This window comes from Leucobacter sp. OLIS6, from assembly GCF_002752355.1.
Lineage (GTDB): Bacteria > Actinomycetota > Actinomycetes > Actinomycetales > Microbacteriaceae > Leucobacter.
Window position 1 is genome coordinate 17,188 of the sequence record NZ_MRAV01000015.1, and the last position, 15,484, is coordinate 32,671.

General features: G+C 72.0%; 13 protein-coding genes and 1 riboswitch. Of the genes, 10 read left to right on the forward strand and 3 right to left on the reverse strand.

Going from position 1 to position 15,484, the window contains the following annotated elements; translation table 11 throughout:
- Positions 1-46 precede the first annotated feature (46 nt).
- Positions 47-155, forward strand: a riboswitch (TPP riboswitch).
- The 4 genes from BMH31_RS13730 to BMH31_RS13745 all read left to right on the forward strand — a co-directional run bounded on the left by BMH31_RS13730 (position 147) and on the right by BMH31_RS13745 (position 4,247).
- Positions 147-1,205, forward strand: coding sequence for a thiamine ABC transporter substrate-binding protein (locus BMH31_RS13730; protein WP_099722672.1), 1,059 nt, complete (start codon positions 147-149; stop codon positions 1,203-1,205). It overlaps the preceding riboswitch by 9 nt.
- Complete coding sequence (locus tag BMH31_RS13735; RefSeq protein ID WP_099722673.1) at positions 1,181-2,914, forward strand: iron ABC transporter permease; 1,734 nt, start codon at positions 1,181-1,183, stop codon at positions 2,912-2,914. The genes BMH31_RS13730 and BMH31_RS13735 overlap by 25 nt, the downstream gene beginning before the upstream one ends.
- A gap of 20 nt (positions 2,915-2,934) precedes the next feature.
- The gene (locus BMH31_RS13740; RefSeq protein ID WP_099722711.1) at positions 2,935-3,645 is read left to right on the forward strand and encodes an ABC transporter ATP-binding protein; all 711 of its coding nucleotides are present in this window, start codon (positions 2,935-2,937) and stop codon (positions 3,643-3,645) included.
- Positions 3,642-4,247: a hypothetical protein gene (locus BMH31_RS13745; protein ID WP_241898302.1), complete on the forward strand. Its 606-nt coding sequence runs from the start codon at positions 3,642-3,644 to the stop codon at positions 4,245-4,247. The genes BMH31_RS13740 and BMH31_RS13745 overlap by 4 nt, the downstream gene beginning before the upstream one ends.
- Before the next feature lie 72 nt (positions 4,248-4,319).
- On the opposite strand, the gene BMH31_RS13750 is transcribed toward BMH31_RS13745, so the two are convergent.
- Together BMH31_RS13750 and BMH31_RS13755 are read right to left on the reverse strand one after the other, a co-directional pair.
- Positions 4,320-5,792: an amino acid permease gene (locus tag BMH31_RS13750; protein ID WP_241898303.1), complete on the reverse strand. Its 1,473-nt coding sequence runs from the start codon at positions 5,790-5,792 to the stop codon at positions 4,320-4,322.
- An 85-nt stretch (positions 5,793-5,877) separates the two neighbouring features.
- Positions 5,878-6,318 carry a VanZ family protein gene (locus tag BMH31_RS13755; RefSeq protein WP_099722675.1) on the reverse strand — a complete coding sequence of 147 codons (441 nt, stop codon included), beginning with the start codon at positions 6,316-6,318 and terminating at the stop codon, positions 5,878-5,880.
- Between the two features lie 104 nt (positions 6,319-6,422).
- Between BMH31_RS13755 and purN the strand changes: the two genes are divergently transcribed.
- The 5 genes from purN to BMH31_RS13780 all read left to right on the forward strand — a co-directional run bounded on the left by purN (position 6,423) and on the right by BMH31_RS13780 (position 11,602).
- On the forward strand, positions 6,423-7,031 hold the full coding sequence (gene purN, locus BMH31_RS13760) for a phosphoribosylglycinamide formyltransferase (protein WP_099722676.1): 609 nt from the start codon (positions 6,423-6,425) through the stop codon (positions 7,029-7,031).
- Positions 7,032-7,044: 13 nt separating this feature from the next.
- Entirely contained in the window at positions 7,045-8,805 is a 1,761-nt protein-coding gene (purH, locus tag BMH31_RS13765) for a bifunctional phosphoribosylaminoimidazolecarboxamide formyltransferase/IMP cyclohydrolase (RefSeq protein ID WP_099722677.1), read from the forward strand.
- A gap of 147 nt (positions 8,806-8,952) precedes the next feature.
- A complete protein-coding gene (locus BMH31_RS13770) occupies positions 8,953-9,726 on the forward strand; it encodes an ABC transporter ATP-binding protein (RefSeq protein ID WP_099722678.1) in 774 nt (257 codons plus the stop codon).
- Positions 9,723-11,138, forward strand: a complete 1,416-nt coding sequence (locus tag BMH31_RS13775) for an ABC transporter permease (RefSeq protein ID WP_099722679.1) — start codon at positions 9,723-9,725, stop codon at positions 11,136-11,138. Before BMH31_RS13770 ends, BMH31_RS13775 begins: the two co-directional genes overlap by 4 nt.
- Positions 11,139-11,248: 110 nt before the next feature.
- Entirely contained in the window at positions 11,249-11,602 is a 354-nt protein-coding gene (locus BMH31_RS13780) for a hypothetical protein (protein WP_099722713.1), read from the forward strand.
- Positions 11,603-11,677: 75 nt separating this feature from the next.
- On the opposite strand, the gene BMH31_RS13785 is transcribed toward BMH31_RS13780, so the two are convergent.
- A complete protein-coding gene (locus tag BMH31_RS13785) occupies positions 11,678-13,192 on the reverse strand; it encodes an aldehyde dehydrogenase (NADP(+)) (RefSeq protein WP_099722680.1) in 1,515 nt (504 codons plus the stop codon).
- A 341-nt stretch (positions 13,193-13,533) separates the two neighbouring features.
- On the opposite strand from BMH31_RS13785, the gene BMH31_RS13790 reads away from it, so the two are divergent.
- Positions 13,534-15,426: a VCBS repeat-containing protein gene (locus BMH31_RS13790; protein WP_099722681.1), complete on the forward strand. Its 1,893-nt coding sequence runs from the start codon at positions 13,534-13,536 to the stop codon at positions 15,424-15,426.
- Positions 15,427-15,484 lie beyond the last annotated feature (58 nt).

Consider the following 15,484-nt stretch of genomic DNA (forward strand, 5'->3'; position numbering starts at 1 on the left):
CAGCCTACCCGTCGGGAGAGTCGGGGATGCGGAGTGCGCTAGGCTGAATCGAATCCACGGGAGTCCCTGCGCGAGGGGCTGAGAGGGAGCACGCGAGCTCCGACCGTCAACCTGATCTGGGTCATACCAGCGGAGGAAGGAACCCTATGCGTTCGCATGCCCGTACATTCGCCGTGCTCGCCCTCACCGGAGCACTCGCCCTCACCGCGGCCGGCTGCACCGCGTCCGGCGGATCCGGCGAGAAAGCCGCCTCGGGCGAGGTCACCCTCGTCGTGCACAGCTCGTTCCCGAACAAGGAGTTCGCGAAGGCCGCGAGCAAGGCGACCGGCCTGCAGGTGAAGGTCGTCTCGGCCGGCGACGGCGGCGAGCTCACCAACAAGCTCGTGCTCACCAAGGGCGCCCCGATCGCCGACGCGTTCTTCGGCGTCGACCAGATCTTCGCGTCCCGGCTCATCGACGGCGGGATCACGGAGGCGTACACGCCGAAGGGCCTGCCCGCCGGTGCGAAGCAGCTCGCGGCCGACGACCGCGGATCGCTGACCGCCGTCGACTACGGCGCCACCTGCCTGAACATCGACACGGGCTGGTTCGCGAAGCACGGCATCGCGGCCCCCACGGGCTACGACGCGCTCACCGACGCGAAGTACAAGGATCTTGCCGTCGTGCTCGACCCCACCGCCTCGTCGACCGGCGGTTCGTTCCTCGTCGGCACCGTCGCGAAGTTCGGCGAGAACGGCTTCGCCGACTACTGGAAGCAGGTCGCGAAGAACGGCACCCGCGTCGAGCAGGGCTGGACCGAGGCCTACAACGGCCAGTTCACCCAGGGCGGCGGCACCGGCACCCGTCCGATCGTCGTCTCGTACGCGACCTCGCCCGCCTGGACGCTCACCAAGGACGGCTCGGCGTCCACCACGGCCGCCCTGCTCGACACCTGCTCCAACCAGGTCGAATACGCGGGCGTGCTGAAGGGCGCCGCCAACCCCGAGGGCGCGAAGAAGGTCGTCGACTACCTCGTCTCGCGAGAGTTCCAGGACACCATCGCGGAGTCCATGTACATGTTCCCCGTCGACGCCGGCGCGAACGTCCCCGCCGACTGGACGAAGTTCGCGCCGAAGCCCGCGAAGCCGAACGACCTGCCCGCCGCCGAGATCGGTGCGAATCGCGAGTCCTGGCTGAAGACGTGGAGCACGGCGACCGGCTGGTGAGCCGCTCGACCCGGCGAGCGGGACGCGCGGTCGGCACCGGCCGCGGGTGGGGGATTGCGGCGTGGACCGCCGCGGCCGCGATCCCGCTCGCGTTCCTCGCCGTCTTCTTCCTGCTGCCCGTCCTGTCGCTCATCGCGACGGGCTTCACGACCGAGGGGCGCTTCGACGCGTCCGGGATCCCCGCGGTGCTCGGCGAGCCCCGCACCTGGAGCGTCGTCGGGCAGACCCTCGCCCAGGCCGCGCTCGGCACGCTGCTGTCCCTCGTGCTCGGCGTGCCCGCCGCGTTCGTGCTCTATCGGCTCCGGTTCCGCGGCCGTGCCGCGCTGCGCGGCCTCATGACGGTCCCGTTCGTGCTGCCGACGGTCGTGGTGGGCGTCGCCTTCGAGTCGGTGTTCGGCGAGGGCGGTCCGCTCGCCGCGCTCGGACTCGACCGCACCCTGCTGGTCGTGGTGCTCGCCCTGGCGTTCTTCAACGTCACGGTCGTCGCCCGCACGGTCGGCGGATTCTGGTCGCAGCTGGACCCGCGCCCCGAGCAGGCGGCGCGCATGCTCGGCGCCGGCCCGGGCCGGGTCTGGTGGACGGTCACGCTGCCGCAGATCGCGCCCGCGCTCGCCTCCGCGGCGTCGCTCGTGTTCTTGTTCTGCGCCACCTCGTTCGGCATCGTGCTGATCCTCGGCGGGCGCAGCCTGTCGAACGTCGAGACCGAGATCTACCGGCTGACCGTGCAGTTCCTCGACCTGCGCGCGGCGGCCGTGCTGTCGCTGCTGCAGTTCGCGCTGGTCGCCGCCGTGCTGGTCGTGTCCGCCCGACTGCGCCGCAGGCGCGAGCAGACGGTCTCGTTGCGGCCGACCGCGGAGCGGATCCGGCGGGCCCACGCCCCCGCGATCGCGGTGGTCGCGGCGACCGTGCTGCTGCTGCACCTGCTGCCCATGATCGCGTTGCTCGTCGGGTCGCTGCGCGGCCGGACCGCCGGTGCCGATGGCGCTGCCGAGTGGACCCTGCAGAACTACACGAACCTGTTCGTGCCGCCCGCGGATTCCCCGATCGACGGATCCGTGGCCGACGCGCTCGCGACGAGCCTCGGCATCGCCGCGCTCGCCGCGACGATCGCGCTGCTGCTCGGCGGCCTGGTCGCGCTCGTGGCGTCGCGGCGTCCGAGATCCCGCGTTCTCGCCCGGGGGATCGAGTGGTTCGACGGCGCGATCATGCTGCCGCTCGGGGTCTCGGCGGTGACGCTCGGCTTCGGACTGCTGCTCACCATGAACCGGCCGCTCGGGATCGGGCTCGACCTGCGCACCTCGACGGTGCTGATCCCCATCGCGCAGGCGCTCGTCGCGCTGCCCATCGTGGTGCGGACCCTGCTGCCCGTGCTGCGCGGGATCGACCCGCGGCAGCGGGACGCCGCCGCCATGCTCGGCGCGGGCCCGCTGCGGGTGCTCGGCACGATCGACCTGCCGCTGCTCGGCCGGTCGGCGGGGCTCGCGGCGGGCTTCGCCCTCGCGGCTTCGCTCGGCGAGTTCGGCGCGACCTCGTTCCTGGTGCGTCCCGACACCCAGACCCTCCCCGTCGTGATCGCGCAGCTGATCGGCAGGCAGGGGAGCGACAGCTATGGCACTGCGCTCGCGGGCGCGGTCGTGCTGGGTGCGATCACGGCGGGGATCATGCTGCTGGCGGAGCGGTGGCGCGGAGAGGCGGCGGCAGAATGGTGACCGAGACGAAGGAGCGGCGCATGGCGGAAGCGGACGGGACGGAGCGGGCGGTCGGAACGCGCGGACTCTCCGTGGACCGCGCGACGGTGCGGTACCCGGGGACCGACGCGTCCGCACGGCCGGCGGTCGACAGAGCGAGCCTCGCTGTCGAGGAGCGCGAGATCGTCGCGCTGCTCGGACCGAGCGGTTGCGGCAAGTCGACCCTGCTGCGGGCGGTCGCGGGGCTCGAGCCGCTCGCCGGTGGCCGCATCGCGTGGGCGGGCGAGGACCTCGCCGGGGTCGCACCGCACCGGCGCGGCTTCGGGCTGATGTTCCAGGACGGGCAGCTGTTCGGGCACCGGAACGTCGGGGCGAACGTCTCCTACGGGATGGAATCTCAGCGGATGCCCAAGCCGGAGCGCGCCGCGCGCGTCGCCGAGCTGCTCGAGCTGGTCGGTCTGCCGGGGAGCGAGGGGCGGCGCGTGACGGAGCTATCGGGCGGTGAACGCCAGCGGATCGCGCTCGCGCGCTCCCTCGCGCCCCGGCCGCGCCTGCTGCTGCTCGACGAACCCCTCTCGGCGCTCGACCGCGAGCTGCGGACACGCCTCGCAGAGGACCTGGCACGGCTGCTGCGCGAGACGGGTACGACCGCGATCCTCGTGACCCACGACCCGGAGGAGGCCGAGGCGATCGCCGACCGCGTCGTCCGCATGCGCGACGGCCGTGTGCTCGCGGAGGAGAGCGCGGCGTGAGCGGACCGGGAATCGGGCCGGATCCCGGCGCGGAGGCGGTCGCGCGCGACCTTCTGGTGCGGACGGCTCTGCTGCGCGGACGCCCGCCGCGCGTGGTGCTCGTGGACGGTCGATCCGGATCCGGGAAGACCACGATCGCGGGTGCACTGGTGCCGCTGCTCGCTGGAGCGCTCGGTGCCCCCGCCGAGCTGCTGCGGGTCGAGGATCTGTACCCCGGCTGGGACGGGCTCGCGGCGGGCGCCGCCGCGGTGCCCGCGGCGCTGCGCACGGGACGCTACCGTCGCTACGACTGGATCGCCGGAGGCTTCGCCGAGGAATGCGGGATCGAGCGCGGCCGGCCGCTCGTGATCGAGGGCTGCGGCGCGCTCAGCGCCGAGAACCTGGCCGCCGCCCGGGCCTGGGCGGCGGGGTCGGGCACCGGCATCGGTGCCGTGCTGCCGGTGTGGATCGAGCTGCCCGCGGAGGAGCGCCGTCGCCGGGCGCTCGCCCGGGACGGCGAGGCGTTCCGGCCGTACTGGGACCGCTGGGCGAGCCAGGAGGACGCGCTCGCCGCGTGCACGCACCCGATCGCGCTGGCGCGCGAGATCCTGCACGGCGGGTGAGCCGGCCCGCCCGCCCGCCGAAGCGGCGTTCCGGAGCCGACGGCGCCGACCGCTGCTCCGGAGCGATCCGGATCAGTGCCCGTGCGCCTCGGAGCCCGCGGCCTCGTCGGCCGCGATCTGCTCGGCGTCGGCCGCGGGCGCGGCGCCCGCGCTCGCAGCCCGGCGCTTCGCGAGCGAGCGGCGCACCAGGGGCCAGCAGGCGATCAGCACGCCGGTCGCGATAAGGCTCGTCCAGACCTGGGTTCGGCCGCTCTCGGAGCTCAGCATCACGACGAGCACCGCGGCGATCGCGGCGATGAGGAGGATGTTGAGCCAGGGGTGGAGCCACATCTTCAGCTTCAGCCCGGCGGCCTCTTCAGCCGACATCTTCTGCCGCATGCGCATCTGCGTGAGCGCGATGAAGACGTAGACGAAGAGCGCGACGAGGCCGGCCGAGTTCATGATGAAGTCGAAGACGCCCGACTCGGGCGCCGCGAAGTTGACGAGGGTCGCCGCGACCGCGCCGATCGTGGAGGCGAACAGTGCGAAGGCGGGGACTCCCGAGCGCGTCCTGCGCATCATGAGGCGCGGGGCGTAGCCCTGCTCGGCGAGGGCAGCGAACATGCGCGACGCCGAGTAGAGGCCCGAGTTGAGCACCGAGATCACGGCGGTGAAGATGATGATCTGCATGATCGCGGCGGCGCCGGGGACGCCGAGCAGCGAGAACACGTAGGTGAAGGGTGCGGTCGCCACGTTCACGGGCTCGGGCAGCTCGTCCCAGGGGACGACCATCGTGATGATGAGCACGGCGCCGACGAAGAACAGCAGGATCCGCCAGATCACGGTGCTCGTGGCCTGCTTGATGCCCTTTGCGGGGTTCTCGGACTCGGCCGCGGCCATCACCGCGATCTCGGTGCCGAAGTACGAGAAGATGACGAGCGCGACGCCCGTGAACGCGATGCCGAAGCCGTTCGGGGCGAATCCGCCGTGCTCCCAGAGGTTCGGCACGGAGAAGGTCGACTGCGGCCACAGGCCGAGCGCGAAGAGCAGGCCCGCGCCGAGGAACACGACGATCGCGATGACCTTGATGCTGGCGAGCCAGAACTCGACCTCGCCGAAGGTGCGCACCGAGATCAGGTTGGCGCCGATGAACACGGCGATCAGGATCAGCGACCACGCCCAACCCGGCAGGAACGCGAACCAGGAGTGCAGGGTCTCGCCGCCGAGCACCGCCTCGTAGGCGAGCACGCCGACCCAGAAGTACCAGTAGAGCCAGCCGACGAGGTAGGCGGCCCAGTCGCCGAGCCCGACTCGGGCGTACTCCATGAACGAGCCGATCGCCGGCCGGGCCGCGGCCATCTCGCCGAGCATGCGCATCGCGAGGAACACGAGCAGGCCGCCGATGAGGTAGGAGATGATCGCGGCCGGACCCACCGAGCGGATGATGTTGCCGGATCCGACGAAGAGGCTCGCGCCGATGATGCCGCCCAGCGTGATCATGGTGACGTGCCGCGGGCGGAGCTTGGCCCCGTTCGACGGGGACGGAGCGGAAGCCGGTTCCTGCACGGGTGATGCCTCTTTCGGTTCGACGGCGGCGGGGTTCGCCGTGTGGCATGGTACCCGCGCGGCCGTGCGAAACGAAATTGAGATATCAGTTGCGCCGGACCGCTCGCCGGATCCCGAGGATCGCGCACCCGATCGCGGCGCCGACCGCGTTGAGCACGACGTCGGACAGATCCGGGACCCGACCGGGGATCACCGATTGGCTCAGCTCGATCGCCGCGGTCGCCGCGACGCAGATCGGCAGCGCGAACCACCACGCGCGACGGGGGAGCACCGCGGCGACCGCGAGGCCGAGCGGCACGAACAGCGCGATGTTGGCGAGATCCTCGATCTGCATCGTCGTGAGTGACGCATCGAAGCGGCCGAGCACCGCATTGATCGCGTCGACCGCCTCGATACGTGCCATCAGCACGAGACCGCGCGGTCCGAGCGTCGCGACGCCGATCCCGGCGACGACGAGCAGCAGGAAGACGACCGCGGCGGGACGGGGAGCGTGCTCGGTGCGGACGGTCGGTGCGTGAGCGGACATGCGGAACCTGCTTTCTTCGGCTGGGCGTGCGAGGCACCCACTCCCATGAGACCGCAGCGACTGTTTCGAGAGCGTATGCTCCGCGGCCCCGCTAGACTTGCCGCGTGCTGAACATCGCGGTGCTGATCTCCGGTGGGGGCAGCAACCTCAAGGCCCTGATCGACGCGACCTCCGAACCCGGTTTCCCTGCCCGCATCGCGGTCGTGGGGTCCGACACCGAGGCGCCCGGACTCGCCCACGCCGAAGCCGCGGGCATTCCGACCTTCGTCGTGCGCCCCGCCGACTCCGACACCCGCGAGGAATGGGGCCAGCTGCTCGCAGCCGCCATCCAGGAGCACGGGGTCGGCACCGGCCCCGAGCCCGGCCTCGTCGTGAGCGCCGGACTCATGCGGATCCTGCCGCCCGGTTTCGTGCGCCTCTTCTCGCCCGCGCTCATCAACACCCACCCCGCGCTGCTGCCGAACTTCCCCGGAGCGCACGCCGTGCGCGACGCGCTCGCCGCCGGCGCTCCCGAGACCGGTGTGACCGTGCACGTGATCGACGAGGGCGTCGACACGGGTCCCGTGCTGCGCCAGCGAACCGTCGTCGTGCGCGACGGCGAGACCGAGGACGAGCTGCACGAGCGGATCAAGCAGCTCGAGCGCCCCCTGCTCGTCGACGTCGTGCGCGACATCGCGACCGGAGACCTGAACCTTCCCCAATCGGCCGAATAGGAGACCGAACCTGATGGCAGTCCAGAGCCACGACCCCAGCCTGTACGAGCACCGCGATCTGATCCCGGTGCGCCGGGCGCTCATCTCGGTGAGCGACAAGTCCCGCCTGCTCGAACTCGCCGGGGCGCTCGCCGCCGCGGGCGTCGAGATCGTCTCGACCGGTTCCACGGCGTCGACGATCCGTGACGCGGGCCACCCGGTCACCGACGTCGCCGAGGTCACCGGATTCGCCGAGGCGCTCGACGGGCGAGTCAAGACGCTGCACCCCTCGGTCCACGCCGGCCTGCTCGCCGACCTCCGCCTCGCCGATCACCGCGATCAGCTGGCGCAGCTCGGCATCGAGCCGTTCGAGCTCGTCGTCGTGAACCTCTACCCGTTCGAGGAGACGGTGGCCGCGGGCAAGCCCGTCGCCGACGTGATCGAGAACGTCGACATCGGCGGCCCGGCGATGGTGCGCGCCACGGCCAAGAACCACGCCAACGCCGCGATCGTCGTGTCGCCCGAGCGCTACGACGAGGTCATCGAGGCGGTGCAGTCGGGCGGTACGACCCTCGATCTGCGACGCTCGCTCGCCGCCGACGCGTTCACGCACACCGCTTCGTACGACGCCTCGGTCGCGACCTACTTCCTCGAGCAGGAATTCGTCGGCTGGACGGGCGAGACCCTCGACGAGGCCGGGTTCGACGCGGACTTCGACGCCGATTTCGGCGCGGAGCAGGGCGCCGAGGCGCTGCTGGACGACGACGCGGACTTCGACGGCGAGGACGGGGCCGCGGGCTCGATCGACGCGATCTTCGCGATCGACCCCGAGGACCCGACCGGCACCACCGTCGGCCTCGAGGTCGGGGGCCTGCGCGACGCGGTGCTGCGCTACGGCGAGAACAGCCACCAGCGCGCAGCGCTCTTCACCGAGCCAGGCGGCACCGGGATTGCGCAGGCGACCCAGCTGCACGGCAAGGAGATGTCGTACAACAACTACGTCGACGCCGATGCGGCGCTGCGCGCCGCCTACGACCACGACCGCCCGGCGGTCGCGATCATCAAGCACGCGAACCCGTGCGGCATCGCGGTGGCGCCCGAAGGCGCGGCCGACGAGATCGCGGCGGCCCACGAGCTGGCGCACGCCTGCGACCCGGTGTCGGCGTTCGGCGGTGTGATCGCCGCGAACCGCACCGTCACGAAGGCCATGGCCGAGACGGTCTCCGGCATCTTCACCGAGGTGATCATCGCTCCCGGCTTCGACCCCGAGGCGCTCGCGATCCTCACACAGAAGAAGAATCTGCGTCTGCTCGTGCTGCCCGGCGACTTCGAGCCGAGTCCGCTCGAGCTGCGCCAGGTCTCGGGCGGCTTCCTGCTGCAGGACGCCGACCGTTCCTTCGCCCCGGCATCCGAGTGGGAGCTCGCCACCGGCGAGCCCGCGGACGCCGAGACGCTCGCCGAGCTCGAGTTCGCCTGGCGCGCCTGCCGCGCCGTGAAGTCGAACGCGATCCTGCTCGCGCAGGGCGGCGCCTCGGTCGGCGTCGGCATGGGCCAGGTCAACCGGGTGGACTCGTGCCGCCTCGCGGTCGAGCGTGCGGGGGACCGCGCCACGGGCTCGGTCGCCGCGTCCGACGCGTTCTTCCCCTTCGCGGACGGCCTGCAGGTGCTGCTCGACGCCGGCGTGCGCGCCGTCGTACAGCCGGGCGGCTCGGTGCGCGATCCCGAGGTGATCGAAGCCGCGAAGGCGGCCGGTGTGACGATGTACTTCACCGGGGAGCGCCACTTCTTCCACTGAGCTCCGTGCTCGCGCCGAGGGCGCCGGATCCTGCGGGAACCGGCGCCCTCGGCGTTCCTCCGGCGTCGGCCGACGGTACCGTCGGCTGACCCGGGAGGCACCCAGGGACGACGCGGAGCGCCCGCGTCGGTCCGTACCGTCTGAGGTATGGAGACACAGCCAAGCGACCTCGGGCTCATCGCCCGCGTCACCCACCTCAGCAAGCACTACGGCTCGGGCGAGCACCGCGTGGTCGCCCTCGACGACGTCTCGATCGGGATCCGACGCGGTGAGTTCACCGCGATCATGGGTCCGTCCGGCTCGGGCAAGTCCACACTCATGCACGTCATGGCCGGCCTCGATACCGCGGACACCGACGGCGGCGGGCGCGTCTGGCTCGGGGATCAGGAGATCACCGGCATGCGCGACGCCGAGCTCACGGTCCTGCGCCGACGCCGGGTCGGCTTCGTGTTTCAGGCGTTCAACCTGGTGCCGACGCTCGACGCGCAGGACAACATCACGCTCCCGTTCGAGCTCGACGGCCGTCGGCCGACGCGCGAGGAACGGGACTGGATCGACAGCATCGTCGACGCGCTCGGGCTGCGCGAGCGTCTCACCCATCGCCCGCATCAGCTGTCCGGCGGACAGCAGCAGCGCGTCGCGATCGCGCGCGCTCTTGCACGCCGCCCCGACCTGCTGTTCGCTGACGAGCCGACCGGCGCGCTCGACTCGCGCACCAGCCGCGAGGTGCTGGCGCTGCTGCGGGACGCGGCGCACCGTTCCGGTCAGAGCATCGCGATGGTCACGCACGATCCGATCGCGGCGAGCCACGCCGACCGGATCCTGTTCCTCGCGGACGGCCGCATCGTCGACGATCGCGGCCCCATGAGCGCCGAGGACATCTCGCGCACGATGCTCGGCATGGAAGCGGTGGCGCGATGAGCGGGCGCGGCTTCGGCGCGGCGGCCGGGGGTTCCGCCCGCGACCACGGTGCCACGATCGTCGTGGCGGCGCTCTCGGCGATGTTCGCGGCGACGCTGATCCAGACGGTCGGGATCCTGACCGCGGCGATCGATCCGCAGCTGGTCGAGGAATCGGGCACCATGCGGATGATGCTCTTCATCGTCGCGACCGTGTTCATCCTGATCGCGCTCTACGTCGGGTCGATCGTCACCGCCAACACGTTCTCCACGATCATCGCCGGGCGGGCGCGCACGATCGCGCTGCTGCGCCTCGTCGGGGCGAGCTCGCGCCGCGTGCGCTCGCGGGTGGCATTCGAAGGGCTCATGGTCGGCCTGATCGGCGCGGCGATCGGGTTCGCGGCCTCCTGGCTGCTCTGCACGGTCTTCGTCTCGGTCGCCCCGGGGCAGGGCTGGCTGCCGGCCGGGCACGACTACCCGCTGTTCGACCCGTTCGCGCTGGTCGGCGTCGCCGTGGTCGCGCTCACCACCTGGGTGTCGGCCTGGGTGGGTTCGCGGCGCGTGGGCGCGGTGTCGCCCATCGCGGCGACGGGGGCCTCGGTCGAGCTCGATCCCGAATCGGCGCAGCACCGCACCGGACGCACGGTGTTCTCGGTGATCCTGCTCGTGCTCGGCGCGGGCGTGCTGGCGCTCGGCGTGCTGGTCGGCCTGGTGTCGCCGCTCGGGCTGCTCGTCGCCTTCTTCGGCGGGCTCGCCTCGTTCACCGGCATCGCGATCGGGGCCCACTGGATCATGCCGCCACTGCTCCGCCTCTCGGGCCGACTGCTCGGGCGCGGGGTCACCGGCCGGCTCGCCGCGGCGAACGCGGTGCGGTTCCCCGAGCGGAGCGCCCGCGCCACGATCGGACTCGTGATCGGCGTGACGCTCGTCACGATGTTCGCGGTCGCGCTGCAGACCTACCAGCAGATGACCATGCAGGTGTTCGACGGCAACCCCGCGATGAAGGAGGCGCTCGAGAGCACCTTCGCGGTCACGATGGCGATCCTCACCGGTCTCGTCGGCTTCTCCGCGGTGATCGCGGCCGTGGGCATGGTGAACTCCCTCTCGCTCAGCGTGCTGCAGCGCACCCGCGAACTGGGCCTGCTGCGGGCCCTCGGATTCACCGGGCGTCAGGTACGCGGCACCATCACCGCCGAGAGCGCGCAGATGACCTTCGCCGCACTCGTGTTCGGGCTGCTGCTCGGCACCTTCTACGGCTGGGTCGCCGCGCAGAGCATGCTCGGGCAGCAGGCGGGGCTCATGCCGCCGTCGATCCCGTGGGGCATGATCGCCGGGGTCGCGGTGTTCGGCGCGGTGCTCGCGATGATCGCCTCGGCCGCACCCGCGCGCCGCGCGATCCGCGTCTCGCCGGTCGCCGCGCTCGCGGTGGACTGAGCGGCCGCATCCGCGGGTCGGAAAACGGGTATCAGAGTGGACGAGGAAGGGGCTGAGCGATGATCGTGCCTCGGCTGCTGCTGGCCTGGAGCGCCGGATACGATGGGGGTATGGATATTCTCAGGTCGATCCTCGTGGTGCTGCACATCGTCTGCTTCGGCGTGGTCATGGGCGGCGCGCTCGCCCAGCTGCCGGCCGTGCGCGAGGGTCGCGCGAAGATCTCGAACGGGCTGCTGCACGGCTCGCTCGGTCTGCTGGTCACGGGTCTGGCGCTCGTCGGCACCATCTACGGCCTCGGCGGTCACCCGAACAACATGAAGATCGGCGTGAAGCTCATCGTGCTGATCGGCCTCATCGTCCTGATCCTCGTGAACCGCAAGAAGCAGAAGATCTCGGGCGGCGTCCTCGGCGCGATCGCGGGCCTCGCGACGCTGAACGTCGCACTCGCGGTGCTCTGGCACTGAGCCCGAGCGCTCCGGCAACGCGGAAGCCCCGCCGTCCCTCGGGACGGCGGGGCTTCCGCGTTGTTCCGGTGCGGATCAGCGCCAGCGAGCGCCCCACTCCTGGGACTCGCCCGCGCCGGTGCGCGTCTGGGGCACGCCGAGCGGGTTGTCGTCGCGCAGCGCCGCGGGCAGGAACGCCTGGGTGACGTTCTGGTAGGCGACCGGTCGTACGAAGCGCTGGATCGCGGCCGTGCCCACCGAAGTGCTCGAATCGTTCGAGGTGGCGGGCCACGGGCCGCCGTGCTGCATGGCCGGGGTGACGGCCACGCCGGTCGACCAGCCGTTGAAGAGCACACGGCCGACCTGCAGGCTCATCGCCTCGACCAGCGCGGCGATCGCCTCGGCGTTCGCGGAGCCCGCGCCCTCGGCCTCGCTCAGGTGCAGGGTCGCGGTGAGGTTGCCCTCGAAGAACTCGGGCAGCAGCGCTGCGAGGTCGGTGCCGGCGGGGACCTCGACGAGGATCGACAGTGGGCCGAACGCCTCGTGGATGAGGCGCTCGTGTCCGGCGCGGAAGTCGTCGAGGGACACGGCGACGATGGTCGGCGTGGCCCAGCCCTGACCGTCCGCGTCGAAGCGGACGCCGCCCTCGACGACGGGACGGACGCCGGGGGTGCCGAGGATCGTGTCCCGGCGCTCGGCGAAGCTCTTCGCGATGCGCGGGTCGAGCAGGCGGTGCTCGGGGATGCCCTGCGCCGCCGCCGCGATGGGCGCCTCGAGCGCTTCGACGGAGGGGACGAAGACGAAGCCGGGCTTGGTGCAGAGCTGGCCCGCCGAGCCGGAGACGCTCGTGACGAAGCCGCTCGCGATGTCGTCGCCGCGCTCGGCGATCGCTGCCTCGGTGACGAACACCGGGTTGACGCTGCCGAGCTCGCCGAAGAAGGGCACGGGTGCCGGCCGCGCGGCCGCGATGTCGGCGAGCAGGCGGCCGACGGCGATGGAGCCGGTGAACGCACCGCCCTTGACGCGGGGATCCTTGAGGATCGCGACGCCGGCCTCGCGGCCGTGCACGAGCTGGAAGGTGCCATCGGGCATGCCGGCCCCGGCGAGCGCTGCGCTGACGACGGCCGCAGTGGCGTCGGAGAGTTCGGGGTGCCCCGAGTGCGCCTTCACGATCAGCGGGCAGCCGGCCGCGAGGATCGCTGCCGAGTCGCCGCCGGCTACGGAGAAGGCGAAGGGGAAGTTCGAGGCCGAGAAGTTGATGATCGGGCCGAGCGGGCGCAGCACGCGGCGCACATCGGGGCGGACACCGAGGGCGAAGGCCCCGTCGGCCTCGTCGATGCGGGCGTCGAGGTGGACGCCGGTCACCAGGGTGTCGGCGAAGAGGCGCAGCTGGACCGCCGTGCGGGTGACCTCGCCGCTGAGGCGGGCCTCGGTGAGGCCGGTCTCGCGCATCGCGATCGCGACCAGATCCGCCTTGTTCGCCTCGAGCGCGTCGGCGACCGCGACGATGGCGCGGGCGCGATCCTCGGGAGCGACGGCGGCGTAGGCGGGAGCAGCGGCCGCGGCGCGCGCGACGACTGCCTCGAGCTCGGGGGAGAGGGTTTCGGTCATTGCTGGGTTCCTCCACGGGGTCTAGTCGACTGCGGCGTCTGGCGGGCGAGTTCGGAGCGCAGCACGGGCTGTGCTGTGGCATGTGCAATTGTACTGCGAAGTTCTCGCGTGTGCGCGACTCGGCGCGCCCGCCGCCCAGTCTTCCAGCTTCGCCCGGAGGGCGGGGTGGCTGTTCTGACCTGCTCGCTCTCGGGTCGATGTGCATCGTGGGCGGATCGGCCGGCCTCGCGCGGGCTCGGAGTCGCACCTGCTGCTCGTATGATCGGACGATAGTTAGGTTAGGCTAAGTTAATGAACGTCTGATCTTTCGGCTTCGGCCGCACACGTTCGAAAGGTGCACTGTGTCCATCACTCCTCCGTCGAGACGCGGAGCCGGGAGGGCGCTCGGCGCCGTCGCCGCGCTCGCCCTGGCGATCCCCGGGGTCGCGCTGCTCGCGACGCCCGCCCCGGCCACCGCAGCCCCTGCCGCCGACCGCACGGTCCAGGGCCCGGGTGGCACTGCCTTCGGGGCGACCGCATCGCAGGCGCGGTGCGACATCAACGGGGACGGGGTGCCCGATCTCGCCGTCGGCACCTACGCGACCTTCGACACGAGCCCGGGAGCCACGGGCGCCTACGTACTGCTCGGAGCGGGGACGCGGACGACCGTCGGCACGACCCGGGTCGAGAACGAGCGCCCCGTGCGGATCATCGACACAGCCCGCAACATGATGGGCGGTGTCGACGTGCGCTGCGCGGGCGACGTGAACGGCGACGGCATCGACGATCTCGTGGTGGTGGCGCAAGCGGTCGGCGCGTTCATCGTCTTCGGTTCGACCGACTTCTCGGAAGTCCGTCTCGATTCGCTCGGCGACCGGGGTCGCACCGTGCTCGGATCGATCACCCGGGGCAACGGCGTCGGCGACATCGACGGGGACGGCCGCGACGAGGTCGCGGTCACCGACACGAGCGGCGTCGTCACGATCCTGCACGCCGAGCGGCTGCCGAACCAGTCGCAGCTCGCGGATGCGCCGGGCCCCCGGATCTCGGGGAAGGGGATCGACCTGGTCTCGGTGAGCCGCGCGGGCGATATGAACGGGGACGGACGCGAGGACCTCGCGGTCGGCGCCTCCTCTTGGAAGGCCCCCGGTGCGGAGCGCTTCGCGACGGGAGCCGTCTGGGTGATCACGGACTCGAGCGCCGATGTGCGAGTGGGTGCGGATCCGATCCCCGGGGTCCGGATCGACGGGCCGCCGCGCGGCTACGACCTGCTCGGTACCGCGACAGTCGGACTCGGCGACATCGACGGTGACGGGTACGACGACCTGCTCATCGGCGGCGAATCCGACGAGCCGAAGCCGGGCAGCGCGGTGGTCGTCACCGGTGGCCCCGACGGCGTCGACGTGCGGACGGACCCGCTCGCGACCGACGGACCGGCCGTGCGCGAGGCCGCTCCGCGGACGGGCGGGGCAACCGAGGCCTCCGCCACGGCGGCCGACGCTTCCGCGGCGGCGGCGCCCCGCGCGCGCGGCTGGTGGATCAACGGCATGGCGTCCGGCGACCACTTCGGGCACGGCGTGGGCGCGGTCCGGATGCAGGGCTGGTCGATGTTGCTCGTCGGCGGCATGGACGGATCGCCCGATCCCGCCCGAGAGGGCTCCGGCTACGCGGTGGCGGTGGATTCCCGCTTCCTCGCGGCGGGCAAGGCGACCGGTGCGAACCGCGTGCTCGAGACTTCCGGACTGGCTTCGACGTCGGTCCCCGGGGTCGAGCTCATCGCCGGCGAGCGCGCCGGGCAGCGGCTCGGCCGGGCCTTCGCGGACCTCACCGACGACCCTGCGGGGAAGCGGGTCACCTTCGCCGTGGGCGCCCCGGCGATCTTCAGCGACAGCGAGGATCCCGCGGTGCGAATCCTGAGCCTCGACACCGTGGCCCCCGTGAAGCCGGACCCGAAGCCCACACCGACTCCGACCGTCACGCCGAAGCCGACGGTCGAGCCGAAGCCGACCACGAAACCGACCGGGAAGCCGACGACGGGAACCCCGGGCGGTGCCGGGGCGGGCTCCGACGGCGCGGGGTCCGCCGATGCCTCCGGCGAGGCGGGCGCGAAGCGGCCGCTCGCCGAGACCGGTGCGGAGTCCCGGCTCGGGCTGGTCTGGGCGGCGGCCGTCGCGGCGGGCCTCGGAGCCGTGGGGCTCGGATCCGCCGGGCTGGTCGCGGTGCGCAGGCGCCGTGCGACTCACGAGGAAGGCTGATCCTGCTGCATCGCGACTTCGCGTGAGCGAGCAGACGCGCAGGGCGCGGCGGTCCGGT

Coding starts and splice junctions, on each gene's coding strand:
- BMH31_RS13730 (WP_099722672.1), top strand. CDS start 147: ATGCGTTCGCATGCCCGTACATTCGCCGTGCTCGCCCTCACCGGAGCA.
- BMH31_RS13740 (WP_099722711.1), top strand. CDS start 2,935: ATGGCGGAAGCGGACGGGACGGAGCGGGCGGTCGGAACGCGCGGACTC.
- BMH31_RS13755 (WP_099722675.1), bottom strand. CDS start 6,318: ATGTCCGCTCACGCACCGACCGTCCGCACCGAGCACGCTCCCCGTCCC.
- purH (WP_099722677.1), top strand. CDS start 7,045: ATGGCAGTCCAGAGCCACGACCCCAGCCTGTACGAGCACCGCGATCTG.
- BMH31_RS13770 (WP_099722678.1), top strand. CDS start 8,953: ATGGAGACACAGCCAAGCGACCTCGGGCTCATCGCCCGCGTCACCCAC.
- BMH31_RS13775 (WP_099722679.1), top strand. CDS start 9,723: ATGAGCGGGCGCGGCTTCGGCGCGGCGGCCGGGGGTTCCGCCCGCGAC.
- BMH31_RS13780 (WP_099722713.1), top strand. CDS start 11,249: ATGGATATTCTCAGGTCGATCCTCGTGGTGCTGCACATCGTCTGCTTC.
- BMH31_RS13785 (WP_099722680.1), bottom strand. CDS start 13,192: ATGACCGAAACCCTCTCCCCCGAGCTCGAGGCAGTCGTCGCGCGCGCC.